This is a genomic window from Bradyrhizobium yuanmingense (genome assembly GCF_900094575.1).
GTDB classification, from domain to species: domain Bacteria; phylum Pseudomonadota; class Alphaproteobacteria; order Rhizobiales; family Xanthobacteraceae; genus Bradyrhizobium; species Bradyrhizobium yuanmingense.
The window spans coordinates 116606-133555 of record NZ_FMAE01000001.1 but is presented as its reverse complement, the minus strand read 5'-3'; the positions used below and the strand labels follow the sequence as shown (position 1 = coordinate 133555).

Annotated in this window: 12 protein-coding genes; 6 read left to right on the top strand and 6 right to left on the bottom strand. The window is 63.9% G+C overall.

Annotated elements, in window-relative coordinates; all coding sequences use genetic code 11:
• Window positions 1–9 precede the first annotated feature (9 nt).
• Window positions 10–768: an amino acid ABC transporter ATP-binding protein gene (locus tag GA0061099_RS00565; protein ID WP_036023225.1), complete on the top strand. Its 759-nt coding sequence runs from the start codon at window positions 10–12 to the stop codon at window positions 766–768.
• A 169-nt stretch (window positions 769–937) separates the two neighbouring features.
• On the opposite strand, the gene GA0061099_RS00560 is transcribed toward GA0061099_RS00565, so the two are convergent.
• From GA0061099_RS00560 to GA0061099_RS00545, 4 genes are all read right to left on the bottom strand, one after another.
• Window positions 938–1720: a sulfite exporter TauE/SafE family protein gene (locus tag GA0061099_RS00560; RefSeq protein WP_036005848.1), complete on the bottom strand. Its 783-nt coding sequence runs from the start codon at window positions 1718–1720 to the stop codon at window positions 938–940.
• A 220-nt stretch (window positions 1721–1940) separates the two neighbouring features.
• A complete protein-coding gene (locus tag GA0061099_RS00555; protein WP_036005846.1) occupies window positions 1941–2525 on the bottom strand; it encodes a DUF1254 domain-containing protein in 585 nt (194 codons plus the stop codon).
• On the bottom strand, window positions 2522–3100 hold the full coding sequence (locus tag GA0061099_RS00550) for a DUF1214 domain-containing protein (RefSeq protein WP_036005844.1): 579 nt from the start codon (window positions 3098–3100) through the stop codon (window positions 2522–2524). The genes GA0061099_RS00555 and GA0061099_RS00550 overlap by 4 nt, the downstream gene beginning before the upstream one ends.
• A 10-nt stretch (window positions 3101–3110) precedes the next feature.
• On the bottom strand, window positions 3111–5399 hold the full coding sequence (locus tag GA0061099_RS00545; RefSeq protein ID WP_036005842.1) for a transglycosylase domain-containing protein: 2289 nt from the start codon (window positions 5397–5399) through the stop codon (window positions 3111–3113).
• A gap of 293 nt (window positions 5400–5692) precedes the next feature.
• On the opposite strand from GA0061099_RS00545, the gene GA0061099_RS00540 reads away from it, so the two are divergent.
• The 5 genes from GA0061099_RS00540 (at window position 5693) to GA0061099_RS00520 (ending at window position 12637) form a co-directional block, all read left to right on the top strand.
• On the top strand, window positions 5693–6202 hold the full coding sequence (locus GA0061099_RS00540) for a YcgN family cysteine cluster protein (protein WP_036023239.1): 510 nt from the start codon (window positions 5693–5695) through the stop codon (window positions 6200–6202).
• A gap of 137 nt (window positions 6203–6339) precedes the next feature.
• Entirely contained in the window at window positions 6340–7473 is a 1134-nt protein-coding gene (locus GA0061099_RS00535) for a patatin-like phospholipase family protein (RefSeq protein WP_036023241.1), read from the top strand.
• Window positions 7474–7484: 11 nt separating this feature from the next.
• Window positions 7485–9506, top strand: a complete 2022-nt coding sequence (locus GA0061099_RS00530) for a S8 family peptidase (protein ID WP_081492903.1) — start codon at window positions 7485–7487, stop codon at window positions 9504–9506.
• Window positions 9507–9517: 11 nt separating this feature from the next.
• Window positions 9518–10855, top strand: a complete 1338-nt coding sequence (locus tag GA0061099_RS00525; protein ID WP_036023243.1) for a ComEC/Rec2 family competence protein — start codon at window positions 9518–9520, stop codon at window positions 10853–10855.
• 198 nt (window positions 10856–11053) lie between these two features.
• Window positions 11054–12637, top strand: a complete 1584-nt coding sequence (locus GA0061099_RS00520) for an MDR family MFS transporter (protein ID WP_036023245.1) — start codon at window positions 11054–11056, stop codon at window positions 12635–12637.
• Between the two features lies 1 nt (window position 12638).
• Here the strand turns inward: GA0061099_RS00520 and GA0061099_RS00515 are convergent, their stop codons facing one another.
• Both GA0061099_RS00515 and GA0061099_RS00510 read right to left on the bottom strand, forming a co-directional pair.
• A complete protein-coding gene (locus tag GA0061099_RS00515) occupies window positions 12639–14288 on the bottom strand; it encodes an alpha/beta hydrolase (protein ID WP_050995889.1) in 1650 nt (549 codons plus the stop codon).
• Between the two features lie 83 nt (window positions 14289–14371).
• Window positions 14372–16864: a GAF domain-containing sensor histidine kinase gene (locus tag GA0061099_RS00510; protein WP_036023247.1), complete on the bottom strand. Its 2493-nt coding sequence runs from the start codon at window positions 16862–16864 to the stop codon at window positions 14372–14374.
• Window positions 16865–16950: the final 86 nt, after the last annotated feature.

Here is a 16950-nt window from a genome sequence, read left to right as displayed (position 1 = left end):
AGAGGAAAAATGCTTGAGTTCGCTGAGGGGAATCGGGCGTCCATCGTCACCGTTGAAAATTTGGTGAAGCGGTTCGGCCATTTCACGGCCCTGAACGACGTCAATCTCACGGTCGCGGTCGGCGAGAAGATCGTGCTGTGCGGCCCCTCCGGCTCGGGCAAGTCGACCTTGATCCGCTGCATCAACCACATCGAAAAGCACGATGCGGGGCGCATCGTCGTCGACGGCATCGAGCTGTCGGACCGGATGACCGACGTCAACGGCGTTCGTCGCGAGGTCGGCATGGTGTTCCAGAGCTTCAACCTGTTTCCGCACCTCTCGGTCGTCGAGAATTGCATGCTGGCGCCGATGAAGGTGCGGGGCCTGTCCCGCACTGATGCGCATGAGCGCGCGATCGGTCTGCTCCGCAAGGTGCGCATCCACGACCAGGCGAACAAATATCCGGGGCAGCTCTCCGGCGGCCAGCAGCAGCGCGTCGCCATCGCGCGGGCGCTGTGCATGCAGCCGAAGATCATGCTGTTCGACGAGCCGACCTCGGCGCTCGACCCGGAGATGGTCAAGGAGGTGCTCGACACCATGGTGGAGCTCGCGAAAGACGGCATGACCATGGTCTGCGTCACGCACGAGATGGGCTTTGCCCGCGAGATCGCGGACCGGGTGGTGTTCATGGATCGCGGCTCGATCGTCGAGGAAGCCGATCCCGAAACCTTCTTCCGCGCGCCGAGGACGGAGCGGGCGAGGGATTTCCTCGGCCAGATCATCCATTAAAGCGCGATGCGATTAGGATGAATCGTCATCGCGCATTAGGTTATTGTTTTGAAGCATGATCTTTTCGGAAAACCGCTTCACACTTTTCCGGATCATGCTCTAGCGATCCGTCTCGATCTGCGAACCGATCGAGGGCGCATCGCCGGTTGCGGCATTGTTTCGAACCAGCCTACTCATGCCGCCAGATTCTCACCGCCGAAATGACCAGGATCACGGCCAATCCCGGCAGAAGAATCGAATTCGGGACGACGCCGAGAAGCAGGCCGCCTATGAATGTCCCGACGACCGACCCGATGGCCATTGCAAGCATGAACTGCCAATTCGCGCGGAGCACCGAAAAGCTCTGGTCGCGACTATAGCGCGCAAATCCCACCAGCATGGTCGGCAGGCTCACCGCGAGCGAGAGGCTGCCCGCGAGCTTCACGTCCGCGCCGAACAACAAGATCAGGGTGGGGATCAGGAATTCCCCTCCGGCAACGCCGAGCAACGATGCCACGATCCCGATCGCAAAGCCCGCTGCTATGCCCGCGACGATCAGGCTCACGCCTGTCAGCGCCGGTGGGGTTGCCGCCTCGTTGCCATGTGCGAACAGAAGCATGCCGGCGATCAGGAGCAGCAGGACGGCAATGATCCTGTACAGCGTCCCGGACTCCAGACGCGTCGCCCAGGATGCCCCCGCATAGGCGCCGACGAGGCTGCCCGCCAGCAGGTTCAGGATGATCGGCCAATGGGCATGTATCTCCGCGAACGGAACGGCGCGTGCGCGAAACGGCAGTGCGCTCGCCACCACGATCAGGCTCGTCGCCTTGTTCAGAATCACGGCCTCGAGGCCGCGAAATCCGAACAGGCTGATGAGCAGGGGCAGCCGAAATTCTGCACCGCCGAGACCGATCAAGCCGCCCAGAGTGCCGATGATTGTGCCCGAGCCGAACGCGGCAGGATTGTTTCGCATGGACACGGAAAGATGCGCCAAAGACAACACCCGCGACGGACGGCTCCGTGCGGGTGTGATCAACTCTCGATGATGCCAGTATGCCCCTGTTTTGCCCGACGAGTCAAAGGTACGCACGCGTCCCCGGCGGTATCGTTGCGGTCGGCGGAAGAGCGTAATGATTTCAACGCCCCGCTACTGTGCATGGGGTTGTTTTCGCACTTTTTGTTGGCGGCCGCGCTCACCGCCGGCTGCGCGGTGCCTCGGCCTTGGCCGGCGGCTCGGTCTGCGGGGCGCAGGTCGCAGCCTGGAGCGAGCCTTGCGCCTGCTGCATCAAGCCGGGCTCGGGCGCGAGCGCCTTCATCAGGATCAGGCCGGTCGTGGTCGGGGAATCGATGATCAGGCGGTCGGCCGCGGTGACCTCTTCGTCCTCCGGCAGCTCGCTATGCTGCGCTTCCGTCATCAGGTCGAGCTCGATCACCTTGCGGCCCGCGGAGCGGTCGTTGATGGCGTAATAGGCGATCTCGTTGCGGGTGTAGAACGACACCGAGGTGTAGGCCTGGCTCACCGGCACGGTGAGCTTGATCGGCCCGCCAGACAGATCATAACGACAGATCGCCAGCGCGAAGGCCGGATCCATGAACGGCATCGGCGAATTGTTGGGATCGGCGAGCGGAAGCTGGGTGACGGCGTTCACCCTGGTCATCGGCGTCAGCCGCGAATAGGCATCCTGCGTGGCAATCCGCGGCAGCGCCAGCACGCTGACGAGATGGACCACGAGGCCCAGCACCACGCCGGCGACGACGGTGAAGACGAGCCGGATCATGAGCAGCCCACCGTAGTGATGCTCGGCATCGGCGCATCGCGCTGGGTGCGCGTTCCAACGCCGACCGGCGTGTCGTAGAGACGCAGCATCAAGGCGTAGCGCTCGATGCCGCCGGTCGGCAGCCAATTGCCGGCGCGCGAGCGCGAGGCGATCCGGATCTCGAACGAGCCGTCGGAGGAGCGCACGATCTCCTGGCTGGTGAAGCCGTAGCGCTGCAGCGAATTGGCGACGAGATGGCCCTTGCGGTCGTAGAGCGTCAGCGTCCAGAACCGCGCCGGCGGCGTCACGCCGGAGACGACCACGTCGCAGCGGCCGTCGAGCGCCTTCTTCCTGTCGTCGGTGGTGGCGGTGAAGGCGACACCGTCGCCGGTGCCGATCGGCAGCTCGCCGTTGCGGACGATGGTGGCGCGCGAATAGGGATCGACGTCGGCGGTGCCGGTGCGCGGCCGTGCCGTCCAGGGGCCGATGGTCAGCGCGCCGATCTCGGTGCCGCGCGTCGTGGTCATCCACGTCGCGCCGACGCCGACGACCGTCGCGAGAAGAAGCGCCGTCAATGTGGTCAGGATCAGCCGCACTTGCTTTCGATCAGTTCTTGCGCGGGGCAGAGGTGTTGGCGTTGTCTTCCGCATAGTTCTGCGGGAAGGCGAGCGCGCTCGTCGACGAGGACGGCCTGGCCGGCTTGCTGTCATTCGCCGTCGATTTGTTCGCGGCCTTGGCCGCATCATCCAGCAGCTTCTCGACCCGCACCAGGATGTCCGCGCCGCGCTTGGTCAGCACCGGCGGCGGACCGGGCTTGGTCTCCAGCACCTTCGGCGCCGCGTTGGCCTGCGCGTTGCTCACATGCTGCGGCGGCAGCTTCTGGCCCATGCCGATGCCGGGAATCTCCCGGACCTCCACGCCCTGATGCGCCACGAGCATGATGTCGTGCCAGGTCTGCGCCGGCAGCGAGCCGCCGGTCATGCGGTTGGTCGGCGAGTAATCGTCGTTGCCGTACCACACCGCGCAGGTGAAATTGCCGGTGAAGCCGACGAACCAGGCGTCGCGATAGGCATTGGTCGTGCCGGTCTTGCCCGCGGTCGGAATGCCGTCCAGCGCGGCGCGCCGTGCGGTGCCTTCGCTGACGACGTGGCTCATCATGCCGGACATGTCGGCGGCGACGGAAGCCGGGATCGCCTGCCGCGGCTTCGGGCCGTCGCGGTCCCAGCGCCAGACCAGGTCGCCCGCGCCGGTGCGCACTTCCAGCACCGCATGCGGCGTCACCGCCTTGCCGCGATTGGGGAAGGTCGCGTATGCGACCGCGTGCTCGAGCACGTTGACCTCGTCCGAGCCGATCGGCAGCGACGGCGTGTCGGGCAGCGGCGCCTTGATGCCGAAGCGGCGCGCGACCTCGACGATCTTGGCGCGGCCGACCTTGGCGGGGTTCTGCGTCTTGGGCTCGTTCTTCCGGCCGATCTCGATCGACAGCTTCACCGGCACGACGTTGATCGAACGGGTGATCGCCTGCGTCAGCGTCACCGAGCCGGAATAGGAATGGCCATAATTCTGCGGGCACCAATTGCCGATGCAGACCGGGCCGTCGACCACGATCGAGTTGGGCGTGTAGCCGTTCAGCAGCGCGGTGGTGTAGACGTAGGGCTTGAACGAGGAGCCGGGCTGGCGATAGGCGTCGGTGGCGCGGTTGAACTGGCTGGCGCCGTAGTCGCGGCCGCCGACCATGGCGCGGATGCCGCCGTCGAGATCGGCGACGACGGTCGCGGCCTGCGTCGCGTGATAGTCGCGGCCGAACTGGCGCAGCTGGTTCTCGACAGCGTCTTCGGCCGCCTTCTGCACGTTGGCATCGATGGCGGTGCGCACCACGAAGACGCGCTCGGTGTAGGACTTCGGGAAGGTATCGACCAGCTTGCGCATCTCGTCGAAGGCGTAGTCGAGATAATAGTTCGGCGAGGCCTCGTCGCGGCGGTCGACCGCGAAGGCGGGGTTGCGGCGGGCGCCGAACACCTGGCCCTCGGTCATGAAGCCGGCATCGACGAGGTTGTCCAGCACGACGTTGGCGCGCGCGCGGGCGGCGGGCAGGTTGATGTGCGGGGCGTACTTGGTCGGCGCCTTGAACAGGCCGGCGAGCATCGCCGCTTCCGCCAGCGTCACGTCGCGCGCGGACTTGTTGAAGTAGAAATGCGCCGCGCCGTCGACGCCGAAGGTGCCGCCGCCCATATAGGCGCGGTCGAGATAGAGCTTGAGGATCTCGTTCTTGGTCAGGCGCCATTCCAGCCAGATCGCGAGGAAGGCCTCGTTGACCTTGCGCTCGATGGTGCGCTCGTTGCTCAGGAACAGGTTCTTGGCGAGCTGCTGGGTGATCGAGGAGCCGCCCTGGCGCACGCCGCCGGCTTGCGCGTTGGTGACGAGCGCGCGCGCGGTGCCGGCGATGTCGATGCCGAAATGCTCGTAGAAGCGGCGGTCCTCGGTCGCCAGCGTCGCCTTGATCAGCACGTCCGGAAAGTCTTCCAGCGGAATGGAGTCGTTGTGCTTGATGCCGCGGCTGCCGATCGGGTTGCCGTAGCGGTCGAGGAAGCTCACCGCGAGGTCGGACTTCTTCAGCCAGTCCTCGTCCGCGGTCTCGCGGAAGGCCGGAATGGCGAGGGCGAGCATCACGACGAGGCCGCCAAGCCCGAGGGTTGCGGCCTCCGAGAATGGCTCGATGAACACCCAGCGCTTCCACCGCCCGACATAGAAGCGGTCCATGAAGGTCGAGTAGCGCTCGTAGAGCTCGCGGATGCCCTTGGCCGAGGAGAACAGCGAGGAGTCGATGCGCGCATCGAGATCCAGGAAGAAATTCCGGATCCTCTGCTTCCAATGCGGTGGTATGATCTGGCGCACCTAGAACCCTTGCGGCTTGCTTCGAAAGCGTTCAAGCACCCGGCCGGGGCGGCATCGAGACGTCTTGCGGGTATGTTGCGGCAAACCCAAGGCGCCCGGCCAGCATCCGAGGGACTTGCTGTTCCTTCTAGCCGAGCGGGGCTCATAAACCAATGGCCACGCTCGCTATTTTGAACAACAGGCCTAATTGACCCCCGGTTCATTACGGGCCTCAAAGGGGCCTCGCTTGCACCATTGCCGCCGCGCGCCCTAGATGGCGTTGCCGTAGCTCTTTCGAACTGTTGTTGAGGCGCATGACCGCAGCTCCCAAACGATCTCAAGGCCAGGAAGGATTCTTCTGGAAAACCAAGACGTTGGAACAGATGTCGGAGCGCGAGTGGGAAAGCCTGTGCGACGGCTGCGGCCGCTGCTGCCTGAACAAGCTCGAAGACGAGGATACCGGGCAGATCTACTTCACCCATATCGGCTGCAAGCTGCTCGACGGGACGAGCTGCGCCTGCAAGGACTATCCGAATCGTTCCGACAAGGTTCCGGACTGCGTCCGCCTGACCCCGGCCAATGTCCGCACCCTGAACTGGCTGCCGCCGAGCTGCGGCTACAAGCTCGTCGCCGAAGGGCGCGACCTCTATTGGTGGCATCCGCTGGTTTCGGGTGACCCCAACACCGTGCACGAAGCCGGCGTCTCCGTGCGCGGCCGCGTGGAGGGCAGCGAGGAGGAGGTCCCGGACGAGGAGCTCGAGGACCACGTCGTGCAATGGCCGGCGACCTTGCCGAAGCGGGCGCGCCTGAAGAAGCGACCTTGAACAGCTGTGCGCAGCGGTCGCATGCAGATGCGCTTCACATTCAGGGGTTGAGGTGCTAAGCTGGTTGTAGATTCTGCTATGGCTATATTCAGGTTGTTTTGAATTGCTGAAGGTACCCTAGGATTTTTGGGGGCCCCATGATTTCCGATCCGGTTCACCCGATACCGACCGACGACGAGAACAAGCCGCTGGAACCAACCACTGCGCTCTGCCTTTCCGGCGGAGGATATCGCGCGATGGTGTTTCATGTCGGCGTCCTGTGGCGCCTATATGAAACAGGACTGCTGAAGAACGTCAGGCGCATATCGAGCGTTTCCGGCGGGTCGATCACTGCCGGCATGTTGGCGCTGGCGTGGCCGGGCCTCAGCTTCACACCCGACAGCGTCGACAGCGATTTCATTCCGAAATTCGTCGCGCCGTTGCGCGCCTTCGCCGGCATCACAATCGATGCCGAGTCGGTCATCCTGGGCGCGCTGTTACCAGGCAGCATCGGCGACCGGATTGCCGAGTCGTATGACGATCACCTGTTTCGCGGCAAGACTCTGCAGGATATGCCTGACGAGCCGCGCTTCGTGATCAATGCGACGAACGTGCAGTCAGGCGCGCTCTGGCGCTTCATGAAGCCCTATATGCGCGACTACCGCGTCGGCGAGGTGAAGAATCCAGAAATTCTGCTGGCGCAAGCCGTGGCGGCGTCCTCCGCTTTTCCTCCGGTCCTCTCTCCCTTCGAATTGCGCCTCAAGGACAGCGATTTCGTGCCCGGTACCGGGCTCGACCTGCAGCGGCCTCCATTTACAACGCGCGTCGTTCTCAGCGATGGCGGCGCCTACGACAATCTCGGCCTCGAGACCGCATGGAAGCGCCACCAGACCGTTCTGGTCAGCGACGCCGGCGGCAAGATCGAGGCTGAGGAGGAGCCGGAGACGGACTGGCCGCGGCATTCCTACCGGATCCTCAATCTGATCGACAATCAGGTGCGTTCGCTGCGCAAGCGCCAGGTCATCGACTCCTTCAAATCGGGAACGCGCAAGGGCGCCTATTGGGGCATCCGCACCGACATCGCGAATTACGGGCTGGCCGATGCTCTGCCGTGTCCTTTCGAGCGTACATTGCAACTTGCGGAAGTGCCGACACGTCTGAAGCGGTTGGACGCGACGACGCAGGAAAGACTGATCAACTGGGGCTACGCCGTGTGTGATGCAGCCCTGCGCAAGCATCTCGCGGCGGTCGGGCCGCCGCCCACCTTTCCCTATCCGGAGTCTGGTGTCTGAGGAAGACGACAATGGCGGACGACAAGGGGCGTAAGCGGCGTGCAAAACCGCAAAGCGGCACACCCAAGAGCCGCGGGCCGACTTGGCCGGTCTCGGCCGACGGAAGACCCAAGCAGTTCTCCGTTCCGCCCGAAGTGGTCGAACATATCCTCCTGGGTCCCCGCGACGACAGGCGCGTGCTGCAGGACTCGCCGCTGCTCGGCGATGTCTGGGCGGCTTACGCTCTCGATCCGGGCATCGCCCAGGACGTTCTGATTACGCCGCACAAGAATGCGACCGCGGTGAGCGTGGCCCGTACCATCGCAGGCGCGCTGAAAGTGCCGGTCGAATCTGCGCCGCCTGGCCGGCCTCCAACAAAGGCCAAGGTCGCCTATTTGCAGGGGCTCGTCGGTGCGCGGCTCTATTTCGACCAAGTGCTGCGCATCCTGGTGCCGCGGACACAATGGTGGCGCGAGCCGAAGGTGGCCGAAAGGATCGAAGGCGTGGATGCCGGCGATAATCAGGGGACGATCAAAAAGCTGCTCCAGCAAGGGCCGAAGAGATCCAACGCGCTGCGCGAACGCACATTGGACAATGCCACGTCGCTCCAAAGGTATATCGCGCTCGCCGGATTGATCTACTGGATTTGCAAGCTGGAACGTCCCGTCGGTTGGGACGAACCACTGGAGCCACTGACCTTTGAGCAGGCATTGGAACGATACCGGGACTATGCTGACGAGATTCTCTCCGGCATGTTCGCACTTTATGAAGTAGTCAAAGCGGACGAGAATGCTCGGCAGCAGAACGACGGCGTCGATACCAGGAGCGAGCCGGCGGAAGAGAGACCAACTTGTATTTTCCAGGTATCGCTCAACCGATCGGCCGTTCCCGCGCTCGATCGGTCGGTGCCAGCGGTCAAGGCCGACGCTGCGAGGTCGCTGTTCAACGTCCAGTGCAAGAACATCGTTTGGGCAGTCCTTGATTCCGGTATTCAAAACAATCACGACGCGTTCATGACGTCCGGCGAGAAGCCGACGTCGCGTGTCAGGAAAATCTTCGACTTCACGAATATTCGCGAGATCGTTAGCAGTGAGACGGGTGACGTCGATGCTCAAACCCGCGAAAAGCTGATCCGAACGTCCGGGCTCGCTGAAGCCGAGGTGGACGTCAATCTAGAGAAGATTGCCGAAGACTTCGAGAAGGAGCGCCCCATCAACTGGGCGACCGTCGAAAGGCTAATCACGGTCAAGAGGCCGGATCCAAACGACAAGTCTGAAAAGCTGCCCAGTTCGCACGGGACCCACGTTGCCGGAATCATCGGAGCGGACCAGAAGGACGGCAAATACGCTGGCGGCATGTGCCCGGACATCGGACTCTACGATTTCCGCGTGCTGGGTGCGAGCCTGGAGGAGACCGAGTTCGCCGTTATCGCTGCCATGCAGTACATCCGTTACGTCAACGAGCGGCACAACTACATCATGATTCACGGCGCGAATCTCAGCCTCTCAATTCCCCATAACGTGCGCAATTTTGCATGTGGGCGGACGCCGATTTGCAACGAATGCGAGCGTTTGGTCGAAAGCGGAGTGGTGGTCGTGGCCGCAGCGGGCAATCGCGGCTTTCAGAAATTCGAAACGAAGGACGGTCCGTTCGAAAATTACGCCGCCTTCAGTATCACCGATCCAGGAAACGCCGAGGGCGTCATCACGGTTGGATCGACCCACGGGAATTGGCCGCATACATACGGAATCAGCTTCTTCTCGAGCCGCGGTCCAACTGGCGATGGCCGCGCGAAGCCGGATCTCGTCGCGCCCGGTGAGCGAATTCTATCGACCGTTCCGAATGATGATTGGGCTCCGGAATCGGGCACCAGCATGGCGGCTCCCATGGTCAGTGGAGCCGCGGCGATGCTGCTCGCCCGATACGAAGAGCTGATCGGGCAGCCGCGTCGGGTCAAACGCATCCTGTGCGAGAGCGCGACGGATCTTGGCCGCGAGCGCAGCTTTCAGGGGCACGGCATGCTCGACGTGTTGCGGGCTCTTCAATCGATCTGAGGAGGAATGCGATGCATTTTAGCCTTGACGTCTTGCGTGCCCGCAAAGGCGATTGCCTGATCCTTCATTTCGGAACAGCTGACGATCCGCATCTGATGCTGATCGATGGAGGACCTGCCAAGGTCTATAAGCCACATCTGGCGCCGAGAATCGCGCAGATTCACCGTTCGCGCGAATTGGAGCCGAATGATCCCTTGCCGATAGACGTTGTGATGATCAGTCATATCGACGACGATCACATCAGGGGCATTCTCGAACTAACGGCGGATCAGCTGGGCAACAGTCCCGATCTCCGTCTCAAGGTCGCCAGCCTGTGGCACAACAGCTTTGACGATCTGCTTACGACTGCGCCTGAAGAACTGTTGTCCGGATTTGGGCCGGCGTCATTCGAGGCAGGCACTGCGCGCAGGCCGGATTTTGACGCAATCGAGCCCGACGAAGAATCTGACGAGGAAGAGGTGCATCAGACGGTGGATGTTCTCGCAGGCATTTCGCAAGGCCGTCAATTGCGTGATGATCGCGAAGTGTTGCAACGGCGCTCGCCAGCGCGTCGGCAATGGAAACTGAACCACAAATTCGACGGCGAGCTGATCCTCGCGACGAGGGATACGGAAGCGGTGACGTTGGATGGCGGTCTCAAGATGACCGTGGCCGGACCGATGCAGCCGGAATTGCTGGCCCTTCAGGAGGCCCATGACAAATGGCTGAGGGAGCAAAAGCAGGGGAAGAAAAACCCGGAAGCAATGCTGGCGGCATTCGTCGACAAGTCGGTGCCCAATCTCTCCAGCATCGTCGTTCTGGCTGAAATGGGCGGCAAGAGCATGCTGCTGACCGGCGACGCGCGCGGGGACAAGATTTTGGAAGGAATGGAGCTGGCGGGGCTCTTGGACGCGGACAAGAAGAAGGAGAACTGGAAACGGCATGTCCACGTCCTGAAAGTTCCTCACCACGGCAGCGACAACAATATGGAGACGATCTTCTTCGAACGTGTGCCTGCCGATCACTACGTCTTTTCAGGCGATGGCGAGCACGGTAACCCGGAACGAGCGACCTTGGAAATGCTGCTGAAAGCACGGGGCGTCGACGCCGAATACACGATCCACCTGACCTACCCGATTGACGAGATAGATATCGAGCGCCAAGCCGACTGGGAAACGGAGCAGGCGAAGGAGAAGGCGCGCAAGAAGAAGAATCCGGCAACCAAGAAGCCGGTTCGAGAAAATTGGTCGCCGGAAAAGCACAGCCTCGGCGCTCTGTTCCGGAGCAATCCCAAGTTCGGCAAGAAAGTGGTCATCGTTGATCCCGGCAAACCGCATCTGATCAACTTGCTGGAGCCGATCGAGCTTTAGCGGGCTGGGGGCGCTCAGACTCCAAGTAGTACCTCAATACGGCGCCGCTCCGCCTGTCGATCACGGAGCCGCGAGGATGCGTCGACGGGATGCACCCATGCGTCGCGGTGCCTGCCTGGGAAGAAATTTCCCCTCTACATTGGGCTGCATAGTACGAATCCTTCGCGGTGTTGCACCGCGTCACGGCGCCCGATCGAGATGAACAAGTTCGACCGGCAGAGCGATTCTGCCGACATCCAGGCCTTGCCCGACGATATTGCCGAAGAGCTGTCCCGCCTGCCGAGCGAGGTCATCAGCGTCGACGACGCGCCCTCGATCGCCCCGCCGGTGCCGCTGAGCTCCGACGAGGTCCGCACCATCGTCATCAGCCTGATGCTGACGATGTTCCTGGCCGCGCTCGACCAGACCATCGTGGCGACGGCGCTGCCGACCATCGGACGCCAGTTCCAGGACGTCTCCAATCTGTCCTGGGTGATCACCGCCTATCTGCTCGCCTCGACTGCGGTTGCGCCGGTGTTCGGCACGCTCAGCGACATCTACGGCCGCCGCGTCATGATCATCATCTCGCTCAGCCTGTTCGTCGCAGGCTCGGTGCTGTGCGCGATCGCGCCGAACATGCCGATGCTGATCCTGGCACGCGGGCTTCAGGGCCTCGGCGGCGGCGGCATCATGCCGGTGGTGCAGACCGTGATCTCCGACGTGGTGAGCCCGCGCGAGCGCGGGCAGTACCAGGCCTATTTCTCGAGCGTCTGGATGGTCGGCGGCATCCTCGGCCCGGTCATCGGCGGCGTGTTCGCCGAGCATCTGCACTGGTCGATGATCTTCTGGATCAACCTGCCGCTTGCGGCCGCAGCACTCGCATTGCTGCTGCCGAAGATGAAGAAGATCCCGGTGTTCCACCGCAAGCGCAAGGTCGACTGGCTCGGCGGCCTCTTGCTGATGGCGTCCGCCGTGGTCTTCATGCTGGTGCTGACCTGGGGCGGGACGCGCTATGCTTGGCTTTCGCCGACGGTGCTGGCGATGGTGGGCGGTGCCGTCGCGCTCGCGGTGACCTTCGTGTGGCACGCCCGGCGGGCCGACGAGCCGTTCTTGCCGCTGCCCTTGTTGACGGGATCGGTGGCGCCGTTCGCGCTGACCGCGGGCGGCTGCGGCCTCGGGGCGATCACCGGCCTGACCGTGCAGCTGCCGCTCTATTACGAGCAGGTCTATCATCTCACCGCCAGCGAGGCGGGGCTTGCGCTGATCCCGCTCGCGGCGGTCTCGACCGTCGGCGCGGCCGTCGCCGGCCGCACCATGGCTCGGGCCAAGCACTACAAGCGCGTCGCCATCATCGGCACGTCATGGGCCGCGCTGTGCGGTCTCGCCCTCACAGTCACCACCTTGCCGCTCTGGGGCCTGCTGCTGCTGATGGCCGCGTTCGCGCTGGGACTCGGCACGACTTTTCCGGTGTGCGTGGTCTCGCTGCAGAATTCGGTGGCGCGTCCGCAAGTCGGCACCATCACCGGCGCGATGAACTTCTTCCGCTCGCTGATGTCCTCGTTCACGGTGGCGGCCTTCGCCGCGATCCTGCTCATCGCGCTCGGCACCGACGTCCCGCTCGCCGGCGAGCATCACGCCGCGGGCGCCGTCGCGATACCCGCCGACGACATGCGGCACGCCTTCCGCTACGTGTTCGGCGCCGCCACCGCGCTGATGACGATCGCTGCGCTGTGCCTGATCGCGATGGAGGAGCGGCCGCTGGCCGGACCGTCGGCCAAGCAGTCCGTGGAGATGGCCGAGTAGGCTAGCCGCCTCGATCGGCGTAAGGCTCGTTTGCGACATTGCCCTCGGCGGCCTTTCGCGCCGCCGCTGCAAGATGGGTCTTGAGCTGCGCCAGCGCGTCGGGGGACCAATCATGGACATCGGTGACGGCGACCCAGGCATCGACGTAATGTTCGGGCGCATAGACATGGCCAAAGCCCATCGGCGTATTGGTCGCGACCGCCATGTCGAGGGCGAGCTGCAGCATTGTCACGACTGGATACCATCGCAGCTCCGGTGACACATCCGGCCCGCGCGGCGCCGTCATCCAGTCAGGGGCCCGATAGGCGTCGTGATAGGCGAAGAAGGTGATCGCGTCGCTCGCATATTGCAGATAGACGACGCGCATCGGACCCCAGGGCGCATCTGCCGGCACCGTCGGTCCATTCTGGTTCATGAAGCGCACGAAGCGGCCGTCGCGGAATTCCGGCAGCCAGGCCGGCGTGCCCGGATTGCGGTTTGCCGTGATCGAGCGCCAGATGCGACTTTCGAACGGCGCGCCGCTCAAAAGTGCGCCCGCAATCGGATCGCCGATCATCTCAAACAGCTCTGCGGATTTTTCCGAGTTCATCGCGCCGAGGCTCAGTCCGTGCAGGTACAGCTTCGGCCGCCGGTTCTTCGGCAGCGTCGCCCAGTAGCCGTAGATTTCCGAAAACAGGGCGCGCGCCGCCTCTGCACCGGATTCGGGCTGAAACAGCAGCGTCAGCGGACTGTTGAGATAGGAATACTGCATCGCGACACTGGCGACGTCGCCATGGTGGAGATATTCGACGGTGTCCATCGCGGCAGGGTCGATCCAGCCGGTTCCGGTCGGCGTAACGACGATGAGTGTGTCGCGTTCAAACCCGTGCTGCCGCTTGAGCTCGTCGAGCGCAAGCCGGGCGCGCGCTTGCGCCGTCTCGGCGCCGCCAAGGCCGACATAGACCCGCACGGGCTCCAGCGCGGGCCTTCCTGTAATGGCACTGATCTCCGTTGCGGTCGGCCCCGAGGCAATAAATCTGCGCCCCATGCGTCCAAGCTGCGTCCACTTCACCAGCGAGGCGGCACTTCCCGTTCGTTCGGGCGCGGTCGGCTGCGGCCGCTCGGGCTCGAGCAAGGCGTCGACTTCGCGAAAGGACACATCGAGCGCGTTGAACGCCGTGCGGATCAGGACATTGCTGGCGATTGACCAAAACAACAGGCCCGCGGCGAGCACGCCGATGACGTTCGCGATCCTCCGCGGAATGACGCGCCTCGCACGCGCGGCGATGAGGCGCACGGCAAGCGCGAACAGCCGCGCCAGCACCAGCAGCACGACGAACGTCATCACGGCGATGGCGCAGACCTTGAGCGGATGGGCGGTCTCGACTGGCGCCATCTTCATCACGGTGCGGATCGAGTTCTGCCATCCGGCCGCCCGCCACAGAAAAACAATGACGACGAGCAGGCAGGCGGCCGCCACCAGCGCGTTTGCGGTCGATCTCAGGCGCGCCGGCGGCTCGGGCAATTCCAGATAGTGCCACAGCCAGCGCCAGACGTTGCCGGCGAGATAGCCGATCCCGAAGCAGGCGCCGGCGATGGCGCCCTGCGTGAGATAGCTCCGCGGGATCAGCGTCGGCGTCAGCGCGGCTGCGAAGAACAGGGCACCGAGCATGAGGCCGACGCCGGAGAACGACAGCAATTGCCGCCGAATGAGCCACGCCAGTTTGCCGAAAGCACCCACCGCGCGATTCAACCTCAGCTATTGCCTGACAGACCACTCTTGCGCGGCAGCACGATCGTGAATTCAGTAAACTTGCCCGGCTCGGTCGCGACGTCGATCGTGCCGCCGTGCTGCTTCACGACGATGTCGTGGGTCATCGACAGCCCGAGGCCGGTGCCTTCGCCGGCTGGCTTGGTGGTGAAGAACGGATTGAACATTTTCTCCTTCACATCGTCGGCAATGCCGGTGCCGTTGTCGCGGATCGTGATCTCGACGTCATCGCCGCGATCGCGCGTCGCGGCGGTCACAATCGGCTCGTAACCGGCGGCACCGTCGGCCTTGCGCCTGATGACCGCGTGGAAGCCGTTCGAGATCAGGTTCAGGAGCACGCGGGTGATTTCCTGCGGAAACACTTCGGCCTGTCCGGCCGCTGGATCGAGCGCGCGCTTCAGCGTCACGTGGAATCCGGGCTTCTCGGCGCGTGCGCCGTGATAGGCGAGATTCAGGCTCTCCTCGACCAATGCATTGATGTCGCTCAGCCCATGCTCGCCGCCGCCTTCGCGCGAATGCAGCAGCATGTTCTTGACGATGGAATCGGCGCGGCGGCCGTGCTGCACGATCTTGCCGAGGTTGTCCTGCAGAAGCCCCGTCAGCTCGTCGACCTCGCTGCGGACGTTCTCGGGGAGCGGGACCGGCGCGAGCACCCCGTTCAGCTCCTCGGTCAGCTCGGCAGAGAGCGAGGCGAAATTGTTGACGAAGTTGAGCGGGTTCTTGATCTCGTGCGCGATGCCGGCCGTGAGCTGGCCCAGTGACGCCAGCTTCTCGGTCTGGATCAGGCGGTCCTGCGCGGCGCGGAGATCATCGAGCGATTTGGCGAGCTCGCTGGTGCGGTCCTGAACCTCGTTGAACAGGCGCGTGTTCTCGACCGCGATCACGGCCTGGTCGGCAAAGGTCTTGAGCAGGTTGATGGCTTTGTCCGGAAAATAACCGGGCTCCCGCCGCGTGACGGCGATGGTGCCGATCGCAAGGCCATCGCGCAGCATCGGCACCACGAGGATGCTGCGATAACCGCGTGTTCGCGCCAGCTCCTTCATGGCCTCGGTAAGATCAGGCGCGTTCTGCATGTCGCTGCGGAAGGCATACTCGCCGCTGCTCGCCACCCGACTGTGAATGCCCGATGAGGACAGCGGCGTCGGAAATGAGTTCAGCAGATCCGCATTGCCGGCCTCATTGTCGGTCGTGAAGGCGGCCAGATGCAGCATGCCGTCGACGACGCGGGTGACAGTGGAGGAGTGCGCTCCGATCAGCGCCTTGGCGCTGTCGGAAATGGCCTGGAACACCGGCGTGACATCGGACGGTGAAGCCGCGATCACCTTGAGAATGTCGGCAGTCGCAGTCTGACGTTCCAGTGCTTCCTTGGTCGCGTTGAACAGGCTGACATTCTTGATCGCGATCACGGCCTGGGCGGCGAAGGTCTGCAGCAGGCGCACATGATGCTCGGCGAAGTTGCCGGTCGCGCGGCGCGTCGCGATGATGATGCCGATGGCTTCGCCTTCGCTCATCAGCGGCGCGAACAGCATGCTGCGATAGCCGCGGGCCCGCGCGATGTCGCGCGCGGCCGGCTCGAGCTCGGTGTCGGGCAGTTGAGCGGCGGCACCATTGGCCACCAGCTGGTAGGGCGGAAATTGTGCGAACGGCACCGGAAAGGACGCTTGGAGCACGCGATCGCCGGCCGGATCGGTCGGCGTGAATGCCGCAAGGTGCGCGGCACCGTCGATATAGCGGAGCACCGCGGTGGAGAAGCCGCCGATCAGCCGGTTGGCGTTGGTGGCGATGGCCTCGAATACCGGCTGCACGTCGGACGGGGAGGCCGCCATCACCTTCAGGATATCGGCCGTCGCGGTCTGGCGTTCCAGCGCCTCCTTCGTCTCGTTGAACAGGCGCGCGTTCTCAATCGCGATCACGGCCTGGTCGGCGAAGGTCTGCAGCAGCTGGACGAGGTCGGGCGCGAATGATCCTGGCTCGGCGCGGGTGACGCTGATCATGCCGACCGGCGCGCCCCGGTTCATCAGCGGCATGAATAGCACACTGCGGAAGCCGCGCAGCCGCGCCAGCTCCCGGTTCAGTTCAGGGACGTCGGCCGCCTCGCTGTCGGGAAACTGGATCGTCTGGCCCTCCCGCACGAGGCCAAAAGTCGGGAAGTCCGCGATCTTGCGCGGGAACGACGCCTTGAGCCCCGCGTCCGCCTCCGGATTGGTCGGCGTGAACGCCACGAGGTGAAGCTCGTCGCCGATGAACTGAAGCACGGTGGCGGAGAAGCCGCCGAGCAGGCGCTTTGCGCTGGCGGCGACCGCCGTAAAGACCGGCCGCGCATCGGACGGCGAGGCCGCGATGGTACGCAGGATCTCGGCGCTGGCGCTCTGGCGATCCCGAGCCGTCGCAAGCTCGGCCCGCAGCTGCGCAATCTCGGCGGTGGCCGACCGCAATCGGCGCTCGAGTTCCTCGATTTCCTGCAAAACGGTCGTCATTCCCGGTCCAGCTTGATGCCGCGGCGTGCGCGGCACCGGGCCGGATTATCACAACTTCTGCGGCCGGAGCCAGCGGCTCGCAGCCG

What these genes read in the sequence shown, in the direction of transcription:
- GA0061099_RS00565 (WP_036023225.1), top strand. Translation starts at nt 10, where the DNA reads ATGCTTGAGTTCGCTGAGGGGAATCGGGCGTCCATCGTCACCGTTGAA.
- GA0061099_RS00535 (WP_036023241.1), top strand. Translation starts at nt 6,340, where the DNA reads ATGATTTCCGATCCGGTTCACCCGATACCGACCGACGACGAGAACAAG.
- GA0061099_RS00515 (WP_050995889.1), bottom strand. Translation starts at nt 14,288, where the DNA reads ATGCTCGGTGCCCTGTTCTTCGCAGCCGCGCTGACGCCGACGCTGATC.
- GA0061099_RS00525 (WP_036023243.1), top strand. Translation starts at nt 9,518, where the DNA reads ATGCATTTTAGCCTTGACGTCTTGCGTGCCCGCAAAGGCGATTGCCTG.
- GA0061099_RS00530 (WP_081492903.1), top strand. Translation starts at nt 7,485, where the DNA reads ATGGCGGACGACAAGGGGCGTAAGCGGCGTGCAAAACCGCAAAGCGGC.
- GA0061099_RS00540 (WP_036023239.1), top strand. Translation starts at nt 5,693, where the DNA reads ATGACCGCAGCTCCCAAACGATCTCAAGGCCAGGAAGGATTCTTCTGG.
- GA0061099_RS00510 (WP_036023247.1), bottom strand. Translation starts at nt 16,864, where the DNA reads ATGACGACCGTTTTGCAGGAAATCGAGGAACTCGAGCGCCGATTGCGG.
- GA0061099_RS00520 (WP_036023245.1), top strand. Translation starts at nt 11,054, where the DNA reads ATGAACAAGTTCGACCGGCAGAGCGATTCTGCCGACATCCAGGCCTTG.
- GA0061099_RS00555 (WP_036005846.1), bottom strand. Translation starts at nt 2,525, where the DNA reads ATGATCCGGCTCGTCTTCACCGTCGTCGCCGGCGTGGTGCTGGGCCTC.
- GA0061099_RS00560 (WP_036005848.1), bottom strand. Translation starts at nt 1,720, where the DNA reads ATGCGAAACAATCCTGCCGCGTTCGGCTCGGGCACAATCATCGGCACT.